This window comes from Acidiferrobacter thiooxydans (assembly GCF_003333315.1).
GTDB lineage: Bacteria > Pseudomonadota > Gammaproteobacteria > Acidiferrobacterales > Acidiferrobacteraceae > Acidiferrobacter > Acidiferrobacter thiooxydans.
The window spans coordinates 649284-668511 of sequence record NZ_PSYR01000001.1; the positions used below are offsets into that span (position 1 = coordinate 649284).

At 64.0% G+C, this 19228-nt stretch carries 12 protein-coding genes; 4 read left to right on the plus strand and 8 right to left on the minus strand.

The window, feature by feature from the left end; translation table 11 throughout:
* Window positions 1–69: 69 nt before the first annotated feature.
* From C4900_RS03275 to C4900_RS03300, 6 genes are all read right to left on the minus strand, one after another.
* Window positions 70–3114 carry a bifunctional diguanylate cyclase/phosphodiesterase gene (locus C4900_RS03275; protein WP_170132392.1) on the minus strand — a complete coding sequence of 1015 codons (3045 nt, stop codon included), beginning with the start codon at window positions 3112–3114 and terminating at the stop codon, window positions 70–72.
* A 445-nt stretch (window positions 3115–3559) separates the two neighbouring features.
* The gene (locus tag C4900_RS03280; protein WP_065969995.1) at window positions 3560–4966 is read right to left on the minus strand and encodes an MFS transporter; all 1407 of its coding nucleotides are present in this window, start codon (window positions 4964–4966) and stop codon (window positions 3560–3562) included.
* A gap of 473 nt (window positions 4967–5439) precedes the next feature.
* Window positions 5440–6147 carry a TetR family transcriptional regulator C-terminal domain-containing protein gene (locus tag C4900_RS03285; RefSeq protein WP_065969997.1) on the minus strand — a complete coding sequence of 236 codons (708 nt, stop codon included), beginning with the start codon at window positions 6145–6147 and terminating at the stop codon, window positions 5440–5442.
* Entirely contained in the window at window positions 6144–6776 is a 633-nt protein-coding gene (gene upp, locus C4900_RS03290) for a uracil phosphoribosyltransferase (protein WP_065969999.1), read from the minus strand. The genes C4900_RS03285 and upp overlap by 4 nt, the downstream gene beginning before the upstream one ends.
* Window positions 6777–6795: 19 nt before the next feature.
* Entirely contained in the window at window positions 6796–7986 is a 1191-nt protein-coding gene (locus tag C4900_RS03295) for a DUF1688 family protein (RefSeq protein ID WP_211306739.1), read from the minus strand.
* Between the two features lie 53 nt (window positions 7987–8039).
* Window positions 8040–9281 (minus strand): GTP cyclohydrolase II, encoded by a 1242-nt coding sequence (locus C4900_RS03300; RefSeq protein WP_065970032.1) that lies wholly within the window; start codon window positions 9279–9281, stop codon window positions 8040–8042.
* 324 nt (window positions 9282–9605) lie between these two features.
* Between C4900_RS03300 and C4900_RS03305 the strand changes: the two genes are divergently transcribed.
* The 4 genes from C4900_RS03305 to udp are packed head-to-tail and all read left to right on the plus strand — an operon-like array spanning window position 9606 to window position 12947.
* Complete coding sequence (locus C4900_RS03305) at window positions 9606–10976, plus strand: cytosine permease (RefSeq protein ID WP_065970004.1); 1371 nt, start codon at window positions 9606–9608, stop codon at window positions 10974–10976.
* On the plus strand, window positions 10969–11400 hold the full coding sequence (locus C4900_RS03310) for a cytidine deaminase (protein ID WP_065970006.1): 432 nt from the start codon (window positions 10969–10971) through the stop codon (window positions 11398–11400). Before C4900_RS03305 ends, C4900_RS03310 begins: the two co-directional genes overlap by 8 nt.
* Before the next feature lie 13 nt (window positions 11401–11413).
* Window positions 11414–12160 (plus strand): deoxyribose-phosphate aldolase, encoded by a 747-nt coding sequence (gene deoC / locus C4900_RS03315; protein ID WP_065970034.1) that lies wholly within the window; start codon window positions 11414–11416, stop codon window positions 12158–12160.
* Window positions 12153–12947, plus strand: coding sequence for a uridine phosphorylase (udp, locus tag C4900_RS03320; protein WP_065970008.1), 795 nt, complete (start codon window positions 12153–12155; stop codon window positions 12945–12947). Before deoC ends, udp begins: the two co-directional genes overlap by 8 nt.
* A 165-nt stretch (window positions 12948–13112) precedes the next feature.
* Here udp and C4900_RS03325 read toward each other — a convergent pair whose 3' ends face one another.
* Together C4900_RS03325 and C4900_RS03330 are read right to left on the minus strand one after the other, a co-directional pair.
* A complete protein-coding gene (locus C4900_RS03325; RefSeq protein WP_065970011.1) occupies window positions 13113–15887 on the minus strand; it encodes a bifunctional YncE family protein/alkaline phosphatase family protein in 2775 nt (924 codons plus the stop codon).
* Between the two features lie 121 nt (window positions 15888–16008).
* Complete coding sequence (locus tag C4900_RS03330) at window positions 16009–18333, minus strand: TonB-dependent receptor (RefSeq protein ID WP_211306740.1); 2325 nt, start codon at window positions 18331–18333, stop codon at window positions 16009–16011.
* Between the last annotated feature and the right edge of the window lie 895 nt (window positions 18334–19228).

A 19228-nucleotide genomic window follows, 5' to 3' on the forward strand; every position in this document is an offset into this window, starting at 1 on the left:
TGCGGTCTGGTCTGCGTCGGGCGTCGTGGCTGCTTCCGTTTCTTGATGGGTCGGGCTCGGACTTGCGCGTTACCCCCGGGCCTTACGCTTATAGGCCGCGAGCCACTCCTCGAATGCGGCGGCCGGAAGCGGTTCACTATAGTAGTAGCCCTGGATCTCGTCGCACCCGGCAGCCCGCAGGATCTCCAGTTGTTCGCGGGTCTCGACGCCTTCGGCAACCACTGTGAGGCCGAGACTGTGGCCGAGCGTTATGATAACCGACGCAATAGCCGCGCCTTCGGTATTGCGGGCGATGTCGCGGACGAAGGTTTGGTCGATCTTTAGGGTGTTGATGCGAAAGCGTTTGAGATAGTTGAGACTCGAGTACCCGGTACCAAAATCATCCAGGGCGATTTTAAGGCCCATGTCGCGAAGCGCCCCCAGGGTCGCCGCGGCCTTGCCCATGTCATCCATGAGCGTGGTTTCGGTCACCTCGAGCTCGAGTAGATCCGTGGCCGGATCGAGTCCCGTCTCCGTGAGAATCCGGGTCACCGTGGCCAGCAGATCGCGCTCCTTGAATTGGCGGGCAGACAGGTTGACCGCTATCCGCAGGCCCGCGAGTCCGCGGGCCTTCCAGCACTGACTCTGCAGGCAGGCATTCTTCAAAACCCATTCGCCCAAGGCGACGATAAGCCCGCTTTCCTCGGCGATGGTTATGAACGCCCCGGGCGCAATCAGCCCACGCTCGGGGTGTTGCCAACGAATCAGGGCCTCCACGCCCGCCACTGCGCCGGTACGAAGATCGATTTGCGGCTGGTAATAGAGGAGCAGTTGGTCGCCTTCCAGGGCACGACGCAGACCTTCCTCGATCGTGCGTCGTTCCTTGATCTCGGCGCTCATGGCGGCCGCATAGAAGGCATACATGTTCCCGCCGGCCTCCTTCGCCTTGTACATGGCGACATCGGCGTTTCGCAACAGCCCTTCGCTGTCTGTATCATCGAATGGAAAGACGGTGATGCCGATGCTCGCAGTCACATGCACGGAGGTCTCTTTGAGCGACAGGGGCCGCGCGATTTCGCCAAGCAGCCTATCGGTGACGCGTGTGATGTCGTCGACCGAGGCCAGATCCTGGAGGAGGATCGTAAATTCATCGCCCCCCTGGCGGGCCACGAGATCGTCTGGACGCGCCACCCAGTCTTCACGGCGCAATCCCGAGGTCAGGCGCCTTGCGATCTCCCGCAAGAGATGGTCACCGTATTCGTGACCAAGGGAGTCGTTGGTATCCTTGAATGCATCGAGATCGACGAATAGAACCGCCATGAGCGTGTGATGGCGCCGCGCGCGGGCGATGGCCTTTTCCAGGACCTCGTGGAAAAAGACGCGGTTGGCAAGTCCTGTGAGCGTATCATGGGTGGCCTGATGGCGCAGTCGCGCCTCCAGCCGGCGCCGCTCGCTGGTATCCTGGACGATGGCGACGATAACCGGCGAGTCGTCGTTTAGGGACAGGTGCAGGCGCGCCTCTATCGGATACACCGTCCCATCCTTGCGCCGGTGTTCGCCCTCGCGTCTTACGCCATCGTTGCCGGCACCCTGCAACGAGGCAGTGAGTTTCGTGAAGTCGTCTTGCGAAAGGCTGGGTTCGATATCGATGGGACTGAGTGCGCGCAGTTCCTCTATTGAATATCCGAGATTGCGTTGCGCCCCGGTATTGGCAAACAGGAAGCGATGTGTGCGGGCATCGAGCATGTAGATCTCGTCGGAGGATTCATCGAGGATCTTCGCGAGCCGCCCGAGCATGTCCTCGTGATGCTTCCGTGCGCTCACGTCCTCCACGAGCAGGACGACGTAATGGAGGGTGTGGTCGGCGTGCCGCACCGCCTGCAAGGCGACGTGGACATGAACGACGTGACCGGCCTTATGGATGTAGCGTTTGTCGAAGGTTGTGGAGTCCAGACCACCGGAGCGTATCTCAGTGAGCAACTTGAGATTGGCGCTGCGATCCTCCGGGTGGGTGAGGTCGAGCCAGGTTTTCGTGAGCAGTTCGTGGCGCGCATAGCCGAGCATGGCGCACATGGCGTCGTTGACCTCGACCCAACCCTTCTCGGGGCTGGTCGCCGCCATGCCGATGACTGCTTGCTCGAAGTAGGCGCGGAAATGTCGCTCTTTCTCGATAAGCGCTTCTTGCGCGGCCCGGCGCTGTTGTTCGCGATCCCGGGTCTCGAGCGCAAACGATACCGCGGATGCCATGTCGTGCAGGACGTCTACCATATCCTTGTCGAAGGCATTTTCCTGGGCATGGTAGACGGTCAGAACCGCGAACGGAGCCCCATGACGGGTGATCGGAAATGCGCCGACGGATCGGAAGCCGTGGGCAAGGGCGCGCTCCTGCCAGAAACCCGCCAACCCGTCCTGGCGATAGTCGCCGACTGTGACGACGCGACCTTCGCGATAGGCGATGCCCACCGGACCGCGCCCTTCGGCTACGTCAGGGCGCGACGAGACGCGAATGTGATCGAGGTAGCTGACCTGCGATCCGTGGCGGGCGACCGGTCGGATTGCGCCGCTCGCATCGCTGACGGTCCCTATCCACGCCATGGCCACGCCCCCTAAGTCCACCGCCAACTGACAGGTCAGGGCCAGCAACGTGGCTTCGTCCTGAGTGTGGCGAATGGCGGCGTTCAGGGCGCTCAAGGCCTGATAGAGACAGGCCAGACGGGCGGCGTTTGCCGCTATCTCCTGTTCCAAGCTTGCGTCACGCAGCGTAAGGATATAACGGAGATCCCCGGGCCCGTTCCAAGGGCTTGTGCGCACCTCGACCGCTAATGCCGGGCGCAGGCGGGTGGAGATCTTCAGTGCTGGATAAGGGGCCGGCGACTGTAATATCTCGCGGTCAAAGCCCGGAAGGATGGCAGTGATCGCGGTCCCACGGAGTTCATGGATGTCTTGGCCCAGAAGTCGTTCTGCGCCGGTGTTGGCGGTGGCCACCCGCAGCGTCGCGGTGAGCCCGAGGAGGGCGATGTCGACGTTTGCAAGCGCCATGGCTACCGGACAGTCATCAATGGGTGACGCGCCACAGCCCCTCATATGCCGCGCCAGACGCGCAAGCAGGCGCCCTAGCCCCTTGTCCCTTTTCATGAAAATCGGCGCACTGCCCGGGGCTAACGACATATGACGGCAACACCGTACCAAAGAGGCCAGGGCCGGCGCAAAGACGGGCTTTGCGCCGCGGGCCGCCTTATGGCAAGGCCGCTGTTTTTCATGAGCCTCGAGCCCTACCCCGGGTTGGCCCTATCGGGATGGCCTTTACCATCGTTCCACAAATTCCGTCTACAAATGGCGCACAAGGCCCTGATATTACATCAGTCTGGCAGAGCCCATGGGCTTGTCAAGGCGGGGCCTGATGCCGGAATCGAGGATCGGGGCCTGCGGTTTGCGGCGTGCCGTGGGCATGGTGTGGGTCGGCGCGGCCGGGGTCAGGGTGCCGCGCGCGGCCAGGCTCGATGCGGTGCGTCACGGAACGCCACGATCCGCCGGCGCGCAACCGGTGCGCCGCCCGGTAGCGGCGCACGGATTGACTCCGTTACTCCGTCAACGGCTCGTTGGTGGGGCGCGCAAAGGCACGCAACTCGGTCTCGTCGATCACGGCGCGATCGATTTTGAGATAGGCGACACCCTCGTCTACGGCCACTGCGGCATCGGCTACGCCACGGATGGCGGTGAGCGCCGCCTGCAGGGCATTGGCTTCTTGCGTGTCCGAGGCCTTGATCGGCAGGACGTAGCTCGACAGGTACCGGGGTTCGGCCATCCTGAGCGCGACCAGCAGCCAAAGAAGCACGGCGCTGGCGCTGGTCACGATGGCGCCATGGATGCCCCAGGCCCCGTAGACCATGCCGCCCACGGTGCCCCCTGTAAATACGCCGAGGAACTGGGAGGTCGAATAGGCGCCCATGGCCGTACCCTTTTGATCGGCGGGCGCCACTTTGGCGACCAGCGAGGGGAGGGTCGCCTCGAGGACGCTAAAGGCCGTAAAGAAGACGAGCAGGCCCGCAGCCATGGCCGGCAACGAGCGGTCAGCATAGACGTACGTCAGATTCGCAAGACCCAATACAGTGATCGCCCCGAGCAGGATCTGCCGCATCTTGCGCCGTTGCTCGGCAATGATGATGAAGGGGATCATGAGCAGAAACGCGAACACCATGATCGGGAGGTACAGCTCCCAACTGCGGTTCACCGGGACGTGGGTCATGTGCGCGAGCAGCACCGGCAGGACCACGAAGTTCGACGTGAGCACGAACTGCATGATGAAGATGCCAAGGTCGAGCCGCAATAGCTCGCGATTCTTGAGGACCTTGGCGAAGGATGCCGCGACAATGCCGGTGTCGCGGTGGTGGCGATGCGTTCTTGGGTTCGGGACGACGCCAATGGCGACGCCCATCGCCAGCAGACCCAGCACCGCGGTCGACCAGAATATCCCCGAGACGCCGATCCAGGCATTCAGGACCGGGCCAAGGACCATACCCGTTGTAAAGGCTATACCAATGCTGACACCGATGGTCGCCATGATCTTTGTGCGATGCTGTTCACGTGTCAGGTCCGCGGCGAGCGCCAATACCGTGGACGACATGGCGCCCGCGCCTTGCAGGGCGCGGCCCACGATGACGCCGACGATGGTGTGGGAGAGTGCGGCCACGACGCTCCCGATTACGAAAAGTGTGAGCGCGAACAGGATCACGGGCTTGCGGCCGATACGATCGGAGAGTGTCCCAAGCGGGATCTGGAAGGTCGCCTGAGAGAGCCCGTAGATACCCAGGGCAAGCCCGATCAAAAGCGGGGTGTGGCCCTTCAGTTCCGCGCCGTACATGGTGAAGACCGGCAGGATCATGAACAGGCCCAGCATGCGGACAATATAGATGGCGGCGAGAGAGTAGGCGGTACGCCGCTCCAGTGGCGACATTTTATCGTCGAGTGCCGATAGCTGATCTGACATGGGCAATAATTTCCTTCAAAAGCGTGGCCGCGCAGGGGATGCCGCTCGGCCTTTTTAAGCGCGGCAAGTATAACGTGTGACTGCTCCCCGGCCTAATGGCCTGGGCTTCCCACTTCCTAGGCAGCCACCATCCCGATAGAGGATGGATTGACGCCGCCTCTATGGGCATAGGCCATCCGGCCCACAATGACGGCGGGGTTTTACGGCGCCGAGGGATAAACCTGGATCTGGCAGTCGCCGCGGGAAATGGGCCTTATCTGCGGGGTTTCTCGGGGATTTCAATGGCTCCGCCGTTCACCCCGCAGCGGATGCACTGGGCGCAAAGCCTCATGAGCGGCCGTTCGGATAGCGGTCACTTCAACGGCCGGATCGGGGATAAAGACCGGCGGCCGAAGTCTGCCGGGTCCCGTGAATGGGTGAAAGGCCTTGGCGCGGGGCGGTGCGGGATTCGTTATCGTCTCGATCGGCGCCTTTTACCGCACGGGACGACGCGCACCCCGGGCGATGGTCGCCTTCCGCGGGCGGCGTGCCGCGAACGGCCGAGTCTTGGGCGCATTCGCGAGGCCGCATCCGCGCAGGATCAGGGTCACGACATGATCGGCGGCGCGTGTCTGGTGAGCGGCATCCAGGTGCCGCACCCCAAGTACCGCGCACACCTGGCTGTCGAAGTCCGCATAGGTCTGGGTGGCGGCCCATATGGTGAAAAACAGGTGTGGGGGGTCGATCGGGGCCATGAGGCCGGCCGCTACCCAGCCTTCGATAACCCGCGATTTGGCGGCCACCAAACGGCGCAGTTCGGTGCGCAGGTAATCTTTGATGTGTGGCGCACCATGCAGGATCTCGTGGGCGAATACGCGGGAGGCCTGGGGGTGGGTCATGGCAAGGACCATCTTGGCGCGTATGTAGTGTTCGAGCGCGAAGGCCGGGGCCACCTCGGCGCGAATGATGTCGGTCTCGGAGAGCCAAAGCGACAAGATCCGGTCGAGTACCGCGCGATAGAGTGCCTCCTTGGTCTTGAAGTAGTAGTGGAGATTGGCCTTTGGGATGCCGGCGCGCGCCGCGATCGCCGCCGTGCGCGCCCCGGCGAACCCGGCTTGCGCGAAGTCTTCCTCGGCCGCTTCGAGTATCCGGTGCTCGATGGTTTGTCGCCCCGGATTCGCGCAGGTCGCCAAGGGGCTCACAGGGTGCCAAAGATCCGGTCACCGGCATCGCCAAGCCCGGGGACGATATAGCCGTGTTCATCCAGGCATCGGTCGATTGCGGCGGTCACGACGACAACGTCCGGATAGGCGCCATGCAAGGCCGCGAGGCCCTCCGGGCTTGCCAGCAGGCAGACGTATTTCAGACTCGTCGCGCCGGCCTCCTTCAGCCGCGATAAGGCGGCAAGCGCGGTGTTTCCGGTCGCGAGCATGGGATCGACGACTATGACCATGCGCTCTGCAATATCGTCGGGGACCTTGAAGTAATATTCGACGGCCTCCAGGGTCTCGGGATCCCGGTAGAGCCCTATGTGGCCCACGCGCGCGTTGGGAAGCAGATCGATCATGCCATCAAGCATGCCGTTACCGGCCCGGAGGATGGAAACGAGGCAGAGTTTTTTGCCGCTGATCACAGGAACGCGGCACGTGGTGATCGGGGTATGGATGTCGGCATGTTCCACGGGGAGATCGCGGGTCGCTTCATAGGCCAACATCGCGGCGATCTCGCGAACGAGTCTGCGAAAGTTGTCGGTGGTCGTATCGCGATTACGCGCCACACTCAGCTTGTGCTGCACCAACGGGTGGTCGATGACATGGGTGTCCTGACGCATCGGCAATCCTCCGCACGGATTAAAAGACTGTGCCATCACTGAGAATGTTGAGAGGCGGCCTCCCGTCGCCGCGCGCGCGAGCGGCAACCGCGCGGCCCGCGGCCCATGTGCCGCCCTCCATGAGCTGTGCCATGGTAAGCGGTGGCCGCTGGCCTGCGGCGAGCCGCTGCCCTACCGCTACGCGCAGGGTATCGAGCGCGGCCACCGTCAGCGCGCGCCATTCAATGACCGGCTCCGAGCCCGCCGGTTGCGGGTACTCGAGGAGCCGTCGATCGCGAACCGTAAGCGCGCCCATGTCCAGTAGCAACCCGCCGTTGCGGTATTCGGCAAGCCCGGTCAGATGGTCCTCGTCTGTGACGCGCAGCCCGCCGACTGCAAGTGGCTCGATCAGGGAGTAGACCAGCCACTGCGTCAGCTTATGGAAGGGCACATAGCCGTCGCGGCTTGCCGGATGCCGTCCGCAATCCCCGAGGGCGATCCCGCTTTGCGCCAGTGGGTTGGGCCAAAGGGGTCCCAGGATGGTGAGCAGGAGCGAAAGGATATCGGGGACGCGCACGCACCCGTCCGACGCGTGCGCGGCGATGTAGTCGAAGAGGTGGCCGAGCCGCGCCGGGGTGCCGAAGATGGCCGGATGATCCTGCAACAGACTGCCGAGGCGACGTAAGAGCGCTGCGCGTTCCCGGAGCCCTACGAGGGGATTGTCGGCGCCCGCCTGAAAGACCCGCGCCAGGGTATGTTCCTCGCAGCCTGAAAGGCGCTCGGCATCGGTGCGCAAGGGGTCGTCGGGGTCGGCCGAGAGTTCGCCACCGGTAAACAGCGCAAGACTCGCGGCCGCAAGTCCCTCGGAGCGCGAAAGCGTTCCATGACGTGGATCCCGGTACTGCCAGTGCGGCCCGGCCCCGGCATCGAGTAATACGCTCGGAATGACCAGATCGATGGCGCGTCGCGCGATTTCGGCGCGGGATTCGGCGGTATCCGAGGGGTGGGCCGGTGCCAGGTGATACCCCAAGACCTCGAAATGTCGCCAGCGGCTGTGCGGCGGTATCGTAAGGTTCGGGAAGCGCTGCCGGGTGGTCGCGGCCACATAGGCCGCGATGTCGGCCACCTTCCCGGGATGCCACTGGAAATGTGTCAGTTCATCGCGCTCGGCAGCGGCCATGATGTCGTGGCAGCGGGTGCGTACGGCCTCCGCGGACAGCAATCGCCTCACCGCTTCGTCCGGCGCCGGACGAAGCGGTGCTTCGCGACCCGCAAGACGCGAGCTCATGCCTCAAACGGGCGGCCGTGCGCCACCGCCAGCTGGTCGGCATCCGGGTGGTCTGCGGAAAAATACCCGGCGGCCTTCTTGGCGTCCATCTCCACGCGCGCATCCGCGGGGATGAGGTCATCGGGAATCGCAACGCGCTCCCCCACGGCGATGCCTTGACTGACGAGCGCCTGGTATTTCATGTGACTCATGGATGCCCAGCGATCGATGCGCGTCACGCCGAGCCAGTGCAGGACGTCGGGCATGAGCTCCTGAAGGCGCATGTCCTGCACGCCGGCCACGCATTCCGTTCTTTCGAAGTAGGTCTGCGCACGATCACCCCCCGGCTGGCGTTTCCGGGCGTTGTAGACGAGAAACTTCGTGACCTCGCCCAGGGCCCGCCCCTCCTTGCGATTGTAGACTATGAGTCCGACCCCGCCTTGTTGGGCCATGTCGATGCATACCTCTATTCCGTGGGCGAGATAGGGGCGACAGGTGCAGATATCGGAACCGAAGACATCCGAGCCGTTGCATTCATCATGCACGCGGCAGGCAATTGCGGTATCGGGGCGCCCCAGTCTTTGGGGGTCCCCAAACATGTACACGGTCGTGCCGCCGATGGGGGGTAGGAACACCTTCAGGTCGGGGCGCGTGACGAGCTCCGGGAACATACCGCCGGTCTGTTCGAACATGTGGCGGCGAAGTGCCCTTTCGTTCACACCGAACCGTGCCGCGACCCCGGGCAGATACCACACCGGGTCGATGGCAATCTTGGTTACGCGCACATCGCCATTGCTCAACAATATGCGTCCGTCGGCTTTCAGGCGTCCGGCCGTCATGGCCTCGCGCAATTCCCCCATGTTGATATGGGCGCGCGTGATGGCGATCGTCGGGCGGACGTCGAGACCTTCCGTGATTTGACGGGCAAAGACCTCGGCGACCAGGTGACCCCAGGGGTCGAGGGATACGATCTTGTGGGGATCACCCCAGTGAGCATGGGCCCTGATGGCCGTCGCCGGATCGGTATCGGTGAGGTCTGGTTTGTGATCCGCGGCCAACGCCCCCGAGGCCACCGCCAGGGCGCGATAGATCGCATAGGAACCCGAGTGCGCCCCTATGACATTGCGTGTGCCGCGATTCACGGGGCCTGCGAGTATCGGTCCGCGCCGGTGCGCGTCGGGTGCGCCCCAATGCACCGCCAAGGGCGCGGCGTCTGCGCCGGCCCGTGGGTGGGAAGTGAGGACGATATGGCGAGTCACGGTGTCTACCCTCGGTGGATTTCCGTCACTTGACCGGATGGTCAGGATGATCCCAAAGCAAGTTTTATGCCGCGCGCGAATGGGCGAGTGGGCGCGAAATACGGCGCGCGTCAGGCACTCGTTGCACCAGTTTTTTGATGGCCTGCACCAGTAGGAGGCGGGATCGCGCCGGGCCGCCACCCGGTCTCGGCGAGGCGCGCGGCCGCGCACCAGGCGCTGCGCGCCGGGCCGCGGTATGCGCGGCATGCCGCATCCGGGCATGGTCCTTGCACCCGGCAGTCCCAGGTCACGGTGCCTGCGCTACGGATAGGAGAGAGGTTTACTATGACGCACGATCCGGACTCCATGGTCGCAGTCGAGACGCTGGGTGCAGACCCGGTGCCCCGCGCGCGTCGCGTGATGACGGCCGGCACCGTGTTCGTCGTTTGGGCGCTGGCCTCGGCATCGGCCACGACTCCGATCATAGGCCTGCTCTTGAAGGGGATGAGCGTGGGCCGATTCGCGATCCTGGTGGGCGTGGCCACGCTCTGCGGGCTGTGGCCCGGGATGATGATGAGCGAGATGGGTCGCGACCGCCCGGTCATTTCCATGGTGACCGCGAAACGGACATTCGGTTCGGCGGGTGCGGCGGCCTTGACGGCCTTGTATGCCCTGGTGGGAGCCGCGTGGTTTGGGCTCAATACCGCGGTCGGCGCCGAGATCGTGGGCGCCTTGGTACCTAAGTGGGCCGGTGGTGCGCTCATCGTGTTGGGGGTAGCGCAGACGGTACTCGTGTTATTTGGGATGCCGCTACTCGAGAAGTTCTACAGGTACACCGGTCCGATCTTCGTTCTGTGCTACGGTGTTCTCGCCTATTATCTTTTCTCCCGCTACCCGTTCTCATGGCCCATACAGCGCGCGCCGGTGGACTGGGGGCGTGACATCGATCTCGTGTTGAGTTTCAGTCTCCTGGCATGGGCCTATGACTTTCCTACGGTTACGCGTTTTTGCGTCCCGCGCGATGCCACAGAGCCGGTTCTGACGCGCTGGCGGTTTCGGTTGTCGGCGCCCCTTGGCGTGATGTCGGCGGTCCTGGTCATGGGCATTCTCGGGCTCTTGAGTTTGCATCTCGCCGGTCTGTGGAATGTGGCCCTGTTGGCCAAGTCCTTGCCGCTGTGGGGTGAGGTCTCGGCGGTCGGCGTGATTCTGGCCATAGCCCATACCAATGCCATGAATCTCTATCCGGCGGTGACTAAGGTCATGATGCTGGTGGACGCCGCCCGCGTCAGGCGATCGGCCGTTCAGCAGCCGTTCACGGTCATTGCGCTGGGGGCGTTTTCGACCTACCTCGCCTACGCGGGTATCCTTCATGCCGTGCAATCGTTCCTGTCGATCCTCGGGGCCTTCTTGTTTCCCTTTACCTTCATCCTGGTACTCGACTATGTCTTGTCATCCGCGCCGCAGGCCTCGGGCGACCAGGATGGGGGGCGCCCCGGGGCCGAGTCTGGGGCTCGCACAGGGATGGCGCTCGTGGTATTGCTCCTGGGCCTGGGGTTGGGCGAATGGTCGCCCCCTTTCACGGGATCCGTTGCGCGGTTTGTGCCTTGGCAGATGGTGGTGGCGGTGTCGGCGGCGCTGTTGTATGGGGCGATCCGCCGGTATCTTATGGGGGAGTCGACTGCGAGAGGTACGCCGGGCGTGGTGGGTGATGAGTGATCTCATAGTATCGGGGGATGTTGCAAGGCTCTTACACGCCGCGCGCGAGGTCATCGCGCATGCGCATGCGCCGTATTCGGGATTCCCGGTCGGCGCCGCGATCCTTACCGTCTCGGGCGAGGTCTTTGCGGGATGCAATGTCGAAAATGCGGCCTATCCCCTGGGTCTGTGCGCGGAGGCCGCGGCGCTTGGCGTCATGGTCTCCACGCGTGGCGCGCAACGCCTGCGCGCGGCTCTGGTATTGACGGCCCGGCCCGCGCCGTCGTGGCCATGCGGGGGGTGTCGCCAGCGCTTGCAGGAATTCATGGGGGCCGAGGCCATGGTCTACGCGGCCGGCTGTGGCGCCGAACCGGTCGGCATGCCGTTCGCGCGACTCCTGCCGCTTGCGTTTGGCGCCGACGACCTCGCGCCTGGGTCCTCCTGAGCCGCCGCCCGCCATGGCTTCGTTGACTCCCGCTCCGGCCTGGATCGAACTCTTGGATCTGACACGCCTCGAAGCCGCCGTGGGCGACGAGGACGCGGTCACGGATCTGTGTCGCCGGGCACGGACCCGGTACGGCAACGTGGCGGCCGTATGCGTCTATCCCGGTTACGTGGGCCTTGCGCGCGACTTGTTGACCGATAGCGGTATCGCGATCGCCACCGTGGCCAACTTTCCAGGTGGCGACCAGCGGCTCGAACAGGTGTTGGCGGAGGTCGGCCGGGCATTGCGCGACGGTGCCACCGAGATCGACGTGGTCGTTCCCTATCGCCGCTGGCTGCAAGGCGATACGCACTCGGTCCCGGCCTTGCTCGACCGTGTGGCGGAGATCTGCGCCGGCCGGGCGCAGATCAAGGCCATCCTCGAAACGGGACTCATACCCTCGTCTGCCGAATGCCAGGCGTTGGCGTGGGCGTGCGCGCGTCCGGGCGTGGCGTTCCTCAAGACCTCCACCGGCAAGGCCGGTCGTGGCGCGACCCCCGAGGCCGTGGGGGATCTCGTGCGCGTGTTGGCGTCGTTGCGGGATGCAGGGCGGCCCATGGGGCTCAAGATCGCAGGCGGCGTGCGCACGCGTGATCAACTGCAGTGCTATTACGAGATCATCGTACAGACCCTTGGAGGCGGTTTTTTCCAACCGGCGACACTGCGCATCGGCGCGAGCAGTCTGCTAGACGAACTCCTGGCGGCGGCACCCCATGGCTGATTCGGATCTTCAGTACCACGTCGGCCTGTCCGCTTCGCTGATCGAAGGCGCCCGGTATGTCCTGATGCCTGGTGATCCGGATCGTGTCCCGGTGCTGTCGGCGGCCTTTGCCCATGCGCGGCCCCTCGCTCAGAGCCGCGAGTACCGTTCGGCGCTTGCCTATGCGGAAGATGTGCCCACCCCGGTTCTGATCCTGTCGACGGGTATCGGCGCGCCCTCGGCTTCCATCGCCATAGAGGAACTCGCCCGCCTGGGCGTCCGTTATTTTCTGCGCGTGGGCACGACCGGCGCCATCCAGCGGCACATCGCGCTCGGCGATCTTGTCATCAGTGAGGCCTCGGTGCGGCTCGAGGGGACATCGTCCCATTACGCGCCCATTGAATATCCGGCCGTGGCGTCCGTCGATATGATTTGCGCCCTGCGCGAGGCGGCTTGTGCGCTTGGTATCTCGCACCATAGCGGCATGACGTGCTCGTCGGACAGCTTCTGGCCGGGACAGGAGCGCCGAGACTCGTTCGCGGGTTATATTCCCCGGCGATTTCAGGGTACGCTCGAGGAGTGGCGCCGCCTGAATGTGTTGAGTTATGAGATGGAGAACTCGGCGCTTTTCGTCGTATGCCGCGCACTGGGTCTCGAGGCCGCGTCCGTATGCGCGGTTGTCGCCTGCCGCTGGCAGGGTGAGGCGGTCAGTCACGATGTCTATGCCAAGGCCAAACACGATCTTGCGCGCGTCGCCAGGGAGGCCGTGCGCCGTCATGCCGCGCGGGCGATTGGCCGACCAGCATAGCCGATCCCTGGACGACCGCCGCGCACGGCCGGCGCGAGCCGCCATGATGGTTCGTGCGGGAAGGCCACCGGCAGACCACCCCCACCCTTGTGATCGTGTCGCGCTGCGCGGCCGCGCGGACTTCTATGGCGCCGATGCGCGCGCCGGGACGCGCCACCCCGTCCGCTAGCGGGTGCCCCCCGCCTCGTAGGCAGCGATGGGTGCCCCATGCTGGCGCGCATAGCGGGCCAGGTAACGGCGCACGGCGGTGTACGCGGCCTCGCCCCTCGAGGCGACCCATTCCTGCCGCATTTGCACGGGCCCCGGGACCTTAAGGAGCGTGGTCGGGGCATAGGTCTGGCGCGGTCGCGGCGCATGGGCGCCATGCCGGTCGATGTGCGCCTTGTACCAGCGCGGAGACAGTATATGCCCCGTGGCGCCGGCTTCGCGGCGCAAGAGCGTGTAGTGGCTGCAGACACCCGCGTTGAATGTAACCGGGACTTGCGCGGGATAGACGTGGGTCGGCGCGAAGTCCGGATGGTCCGTCCAGATCCCCGAAAAGACCGCCGCGTTCTGGTCCCATTGCGACAGGGGCGGGAGGTCAAAGACCGCTTCTGTGGTCTTTAGGATGTTTACCTGCGAATACGAGTGGGTATCGAGCAGGCCACGCTTGACCCATGGTCCCATGGCCAGCGCAAAGGTTCTATGGGCGTTTATGTGATCCGCTCCCGACTGCGCATCGTCCTCGGTCAGAAAGACCACCATGTGACGCCACTCGGGCGTCGTCGACAGGTAATGGATGAAGCGCGCGGTCGCCAGGTCATTGTTGGCGACATAGTAGTCGGGGCTGTAGTAGCACGGTTTCCGGCCGGCGGTGTGATCGTCGGGCAGCCATATATAGATGAAGTGCGGGAACGCCCGCCCCGGATGGGCCTTGAGCCAGTCGATGGCGAGTTGCGCGCGCCTTGTATCGAGTAGCATACGGTCCCAGCCCGGGAAGCTTGTCGCGAGGTGTGCCTTCATGGCGCGCGATATGGCGCCGGCACGGGCGCGCGACACGAACTCACCGAAGTCCTCAAAGGATACATGGTGGTTCAGCAAGTCGTTGAAGAGGAAGAGACGACCGGGGTAGCTGATCCACGGGTTGGACCATTTGCCCAGGGCCGAGAGGTTTTCATAGATGGCATAGGGGTTATCGACGCCGAGCGGGATGCCGCCGGTCCCCGAGGCGCCGCCCGGGACCAGGGATTGCGTCCATCCCGGGTTGGCCACCAAGCCTCGGTGCGAGTAGTACTCTGGCCATGTCCGCTGCACGAAGTCGGAGTCGGAGGCCGCCGTAGTCCACTGGTGACCCTGCGCGGTCACCTCGCCGTCGGCCATGAAACGCGCGAACAACGTATAGTGATGGGCAAGGCTGTAGAGATTCGGCAGTTCGCGCGGGCCATAAAGATCGAGATGCGGGTCGGCGTAGCGCCCGGCCGCCCGGTATTTGCCCAGGTCCTCGTCGAAGGTCTTGTTCTCCCGTAGGATGAAGACCACGTAATGGATATGGCGGTGGAGGAAGGCGATCGCGGCCTGGTCGCCGTGAACGCGCGCCATGCGCTCGCGGTGCGTGAACCCGTCATGACGCAGGGCGAGGTCTGTCCACTGTGGGAGCTTGGCCGCCAAGGTCGAGAATGACACCTTTTGTACGAGACCGTCCATCATATCGCCCACCCACTGATGGCGGATGTTCGGTCCCGAGCCGAGCCCCTTGGCGGCGATTATATAGAGGGCGTGCGCGGTGGCGGTGAGCGCCGTGGGGTACCATCCGGTGGGGATCAGGCCTACGCGGCGACCGGAGTGCAGGTCGAAGACCGCGACGTCGTTGTTGCCGGCGTTGGCCACGAACAGCTGTTTACCGGCGATGGCCAGGGCATCGGGGTAACTGCCCGGCGGGGCATGTGGGTAAGGACTGTCGTCGATCCAGCGTACGACCTTTCCAGTGACGGTATCGATCTGCGCGACGCGGTCGACGTTGGCCAGCGTGACAAAGACGTCTGGACCGTGGCCCTCTGCAACCATGGCGGTGGGGTGCAGGCCGGCGGCGGTATCCGTAGACGTGGCGCGCGGCCCGACCTGAATCCGGTCGAGGCGCGTGAAGGATCGCGGGTTGACGATCGCGATGGCGTTCGCGCCCCATAGGCTCACCGCGAGCCTGTGGCCGTGGTCGGCAAACGCCAGGGCGTAGGGGTAGGCGCCGATGTTGAGGTAGCGCACATGCCCGGTCTTCAGGGTGATCTGCGCGAGGCTGTTGGCAAGGAGCCCCGTGACGTAGAGGTGGCGACCGCGCGCACCGGGGAGGGCGGCGTCGGGGTAAAACAATCGCGGTTGACCGACGTGATGGCCTTGATAGTGATAGGGGTATTGGGTCTTGGGAAAGGGTTGCCACGACAGCGCATAGCGGCGCACGAGCGTAAGGTGTCCGCGGTCCTCGCGCAATGCCAGTACATCATTGGTGGCGCCGCCCGCGGCATAGACGAGGCCGCCTGGCGCGGTCGCGAGTCCCTGAAAAAGATTCTGGTGTCCAAGCGTCAGCAGCGAGGGCGCGTTCGCGACCGCCCCCTTGTGCGCACCCCTGTAGGCCGCCAGCTGCCCGATGCGCGCAAGTGTACGGGCGTCATAGGCGGTGATGGTCTGGGCGCGCGTCGCACCATTGGCGAGTACCAGCAGATCGTGACCGGAGAGGGCGGCGGCGGTCGCGAAGTTCGGCGTGCCGTTTATGCGGCCGACCGGGCTCGTTACGCGTCCGGTCGGCAGGATATGCGTGTAGGTCGGCCAATTGGCCGGGTCTATGGTGACCGGCTGCCCGACGTCGCGATCATTTGGGATCGGCCGCGCCAGGGCCGTCATGAACCCGCTGCCGAGCGCAAGACAAAGGCCGCATGTCACCCCGAGGGTTGCCGTCAACCGCTTTCGCATGGTATCTCCCTTATGTATACGTGGCCCGCGAGCCGGCCCGTGCCGGGCAGCGTAACGCCTCTCCATGTCGATTGCATGTCAGGCCGTGGGCCTGCCCGCGACGCCCCACCTCCATGAAGCCCTAGAACGTCAGCGTGGCGCTCCCATACACCGAAAACGGCATGCCCTCGAACACCGACAGATAGGGGTTCCCATAGTAGTCGGAGTTGCTGGTGGCCGCCACGACATAATGGTGGTTGAAGGCATTGTCGATGTTCAAGGCGAGCCTCACGCTTTTGACATCGACCTCGTGGAGCGGGATGGTATCGAATAGACCGATGTTGGTGACCGTATAGCCGGGGATCTTGAGACCACCCGGGACCCCCGCGAACTGCTGGTTCACATACTGCGGGCCCACATATTTGGCGCCGATGCGCGCGTCGATGCCGCCCAGGCGCCAGCCAAGACCCACGTTCACCATGTTCTTTGGGACATTGGCGAGCGGCTGCCCGGCCGAGACCTGCCCGACGGCGCTGGAGTCAAAAGACGAGGTGAATACCGCCTGGTTGTAGGAGTAGTTGGCATAGCCAAGCCAGCGGCCGACGAGGATGTGCCCGAAGTGCTGCTCCAGGGTGAGTTCGATGCCCTGGTAGCGCGAGCGCCCGCCGTTGGTAGTGGTACTGAGCGCGGTCGTGGGGTTGGTAACGCTCACAAAGGTGTTGGTGAAATACTCGCGATAGGCATCGATGCTCCCCAGAAAGCCCGCGTGCCGGTAGCGCGTCCCAAGCTCATAGTCAGTGACGTATTCGGGCTTGATCGAGATCGGCACGACCACGTACTGCCCGGCGGCGTTGGTCTCGGCGATGTTGCTGTAGTAGGCGCCGATGTTGGGGAACTTGATGTTCCGTCCCCACGAGGCATAGACGCTGAATCCTGGCAGCGGCGCGTAGTTGAGTCCCAGGGTGGGCGAGACGAAGTGCTGGTTGTTGGCCACCGTCCCGCCGATCGGGTAATAGATGCCGATGGCATCCGAGCTTATGGTATAGGCATCGAGAAACTTGACGCCCGGGGTGATATGCACGGTGTGATCGAAGAGGCGTACTTCGTCTTGCGCGTAGGCCGAGGCCAATAGGCGCTCGTCGTGCTCATACCAGGCGTTGTTATAGCCCGGGATCTGGGGCACCGGCGCCGACCCGTACCAGTATTCCGCGGAGCGCAAGAGGCCGTAGGTGACATTACCGCCCGCGGTCACGGTATTGTGCGGGGCTAAGATCGTGACCTTCGGGCTGTATCCGAGATCGCTCGAGGTATCCTGGTAGAGTTGATAGTCCGTACCGTTGTGCACGGATCCGAAGGTGGCCGCCGGGTTATAGGTCGGGGGGTTGGGGTAGGAGCTCCAGAAGTTGTACCCCGTGCCCTGGTTCGGGAGGTAGTAGGGCTGACTTGCGCTCTCGCGGAACGCCGGGTTGCTGTAGGCGGTGCGCTGGTAGTTGTCGCTCTGATAGAAGATCTTGGAGTCGGTTGCGAGCCAGCGGTTTATGAGGCTCTTGTCATCGATGATCGCCGTGATCTCGGTGTCCTTATTGTTGGTCTGATCGTAATTCAAGGGCCAGTTATAAGAAATGCCATACTGGTTTACGAGCGGCTCGGGGACGCTGTGCGGCGTGTAGCCGCTATTGTGGTTCACGATGAGATAGGTGGAGATCCGCGAACGGCCGCCGTCATAGGGCAAGACGCCGGCGTAGTAGAAGTTGTTGTTCTGGTCGGCGGAGTTCTTGACCCACCCGCGGCTCGTCTGGCGATGGAAGCTGAACACCGACCGGAAGCCCCCGAGTGAGCCGGTGTTGAAGACCGCCCCCCAGTTTGCGGTATCAAAGCTCCCGTAGCCCAGCTCCACCGCCCCACCCATGTGCTGGGCCGGCTGCAGGGGCTCGAAGTTGATGGTGCCGCCGAGCGAGTTGTAGCCGTTGACCGCCGGGTTGTTGATGCCGTTGTAGATCTGGATGCCGCCGGTATCGGCGAGCGTGAGCGGTATGGCATTGCGCATCGAGGCGCTGTTGGTGGCGGCGCCATTGAACATGTCGTTCAGGGGGATGCCATCGAAGGTCTCTGTGAACTGGCCGCTCGTAAAGGCGCGGAAGGTGATGGTGCTGCGCACTCCATTGGGACCCGTGCTGAAGGCATTGATCGACGGCTTGCGCGCGAGGATGGTCTGCGCGTTTTGCGCCGGCGAGGCGTGACGGATGGCCTGCGCGCCGATGGCATGCTCGGTGTACTGGGCCTTCAAGGGGGCATGGGCCTTGTGGCCCGTTTTCCGCACGCCGGTGATATGTATGACCTTGTCGGATTTGTGTGTACCGGTCTTGGTATGCGCTGACGACGCGAGCGGATACGCGATCCCGAGCGCCCCGCTCATGGCAATCGTGAGCAGGCGAAGGGTGTGTGAAACGGGGTGTATACGGGACATGAGCCATCTCCTATCGGATATATAACGTTGTGTACATCCGTTGAGCAGGATATGTGCCATTCCCGTCGGATTGCTGTAAGGATCTTCCGAATCATAAGAGAAACATAATAGCGTCAAGGGCCGCGGGGCTTGCGGCGTTCCTTGCGTGGGCGTCCGTCCGTTTGCGATACCTCCCCGGCCGTGCCCGCTTACGAGTCATATCCGCCTTTTGGTGGATCGGTATGGCGCAGGCCGTCCGTTATCCATGAACCGGCCTCGGGGGCGTGTTCGTCTCGGCGAACGGCCATGACACCCGGAACACTGAACCCCGTCCTTGTGGATCTCATGGGGCGGCAATCGATCTTGTGCAGGAATGGCCTATCGGTGAACGACGCCGGGACGCGCCCTCGACCCCGAAATAGAGAACGCGCGAGCGCCGGCGTCTGATGCCTCGGTTGATCCCGCCGGGCACGACGTGGGCCTTGGCTAGGCGCCGGTATGCGCACAGGCGGCGGGGGTGAGGCCTGGGTATCCGAAGTCCCCGCGCACCGATCTCGAAAGTTCGCTGGGACCCGCCGTTGTTTCGGGGGCGCGCGAACGCGCCGCCGAGACGTACTTGTGTGGCGCGGATGCCGTTATCGTCGTGGTTATGCGCGGCGACGGCCGATGCGTGCGGTCTTGGCGTAAGGCCGGACGTAGGCGTCGAGAGGCGTACGCACGGACTCGCAGATGGGTGGCATGGGCGGGGGCCCGGAGGGCCGTATGCCGATGGTGGCCAGGGCGTAGCGATCGCCCTAGAGGCATGCCCTGATCGGATGATTCGCAGGCGATAGATAGTCTTCACGGGTATGCGCACGTGGGACACGGGCGATCCGCCAGGCGAGCGACACCAGATCAACGGAAAGGGGGTGCGAAA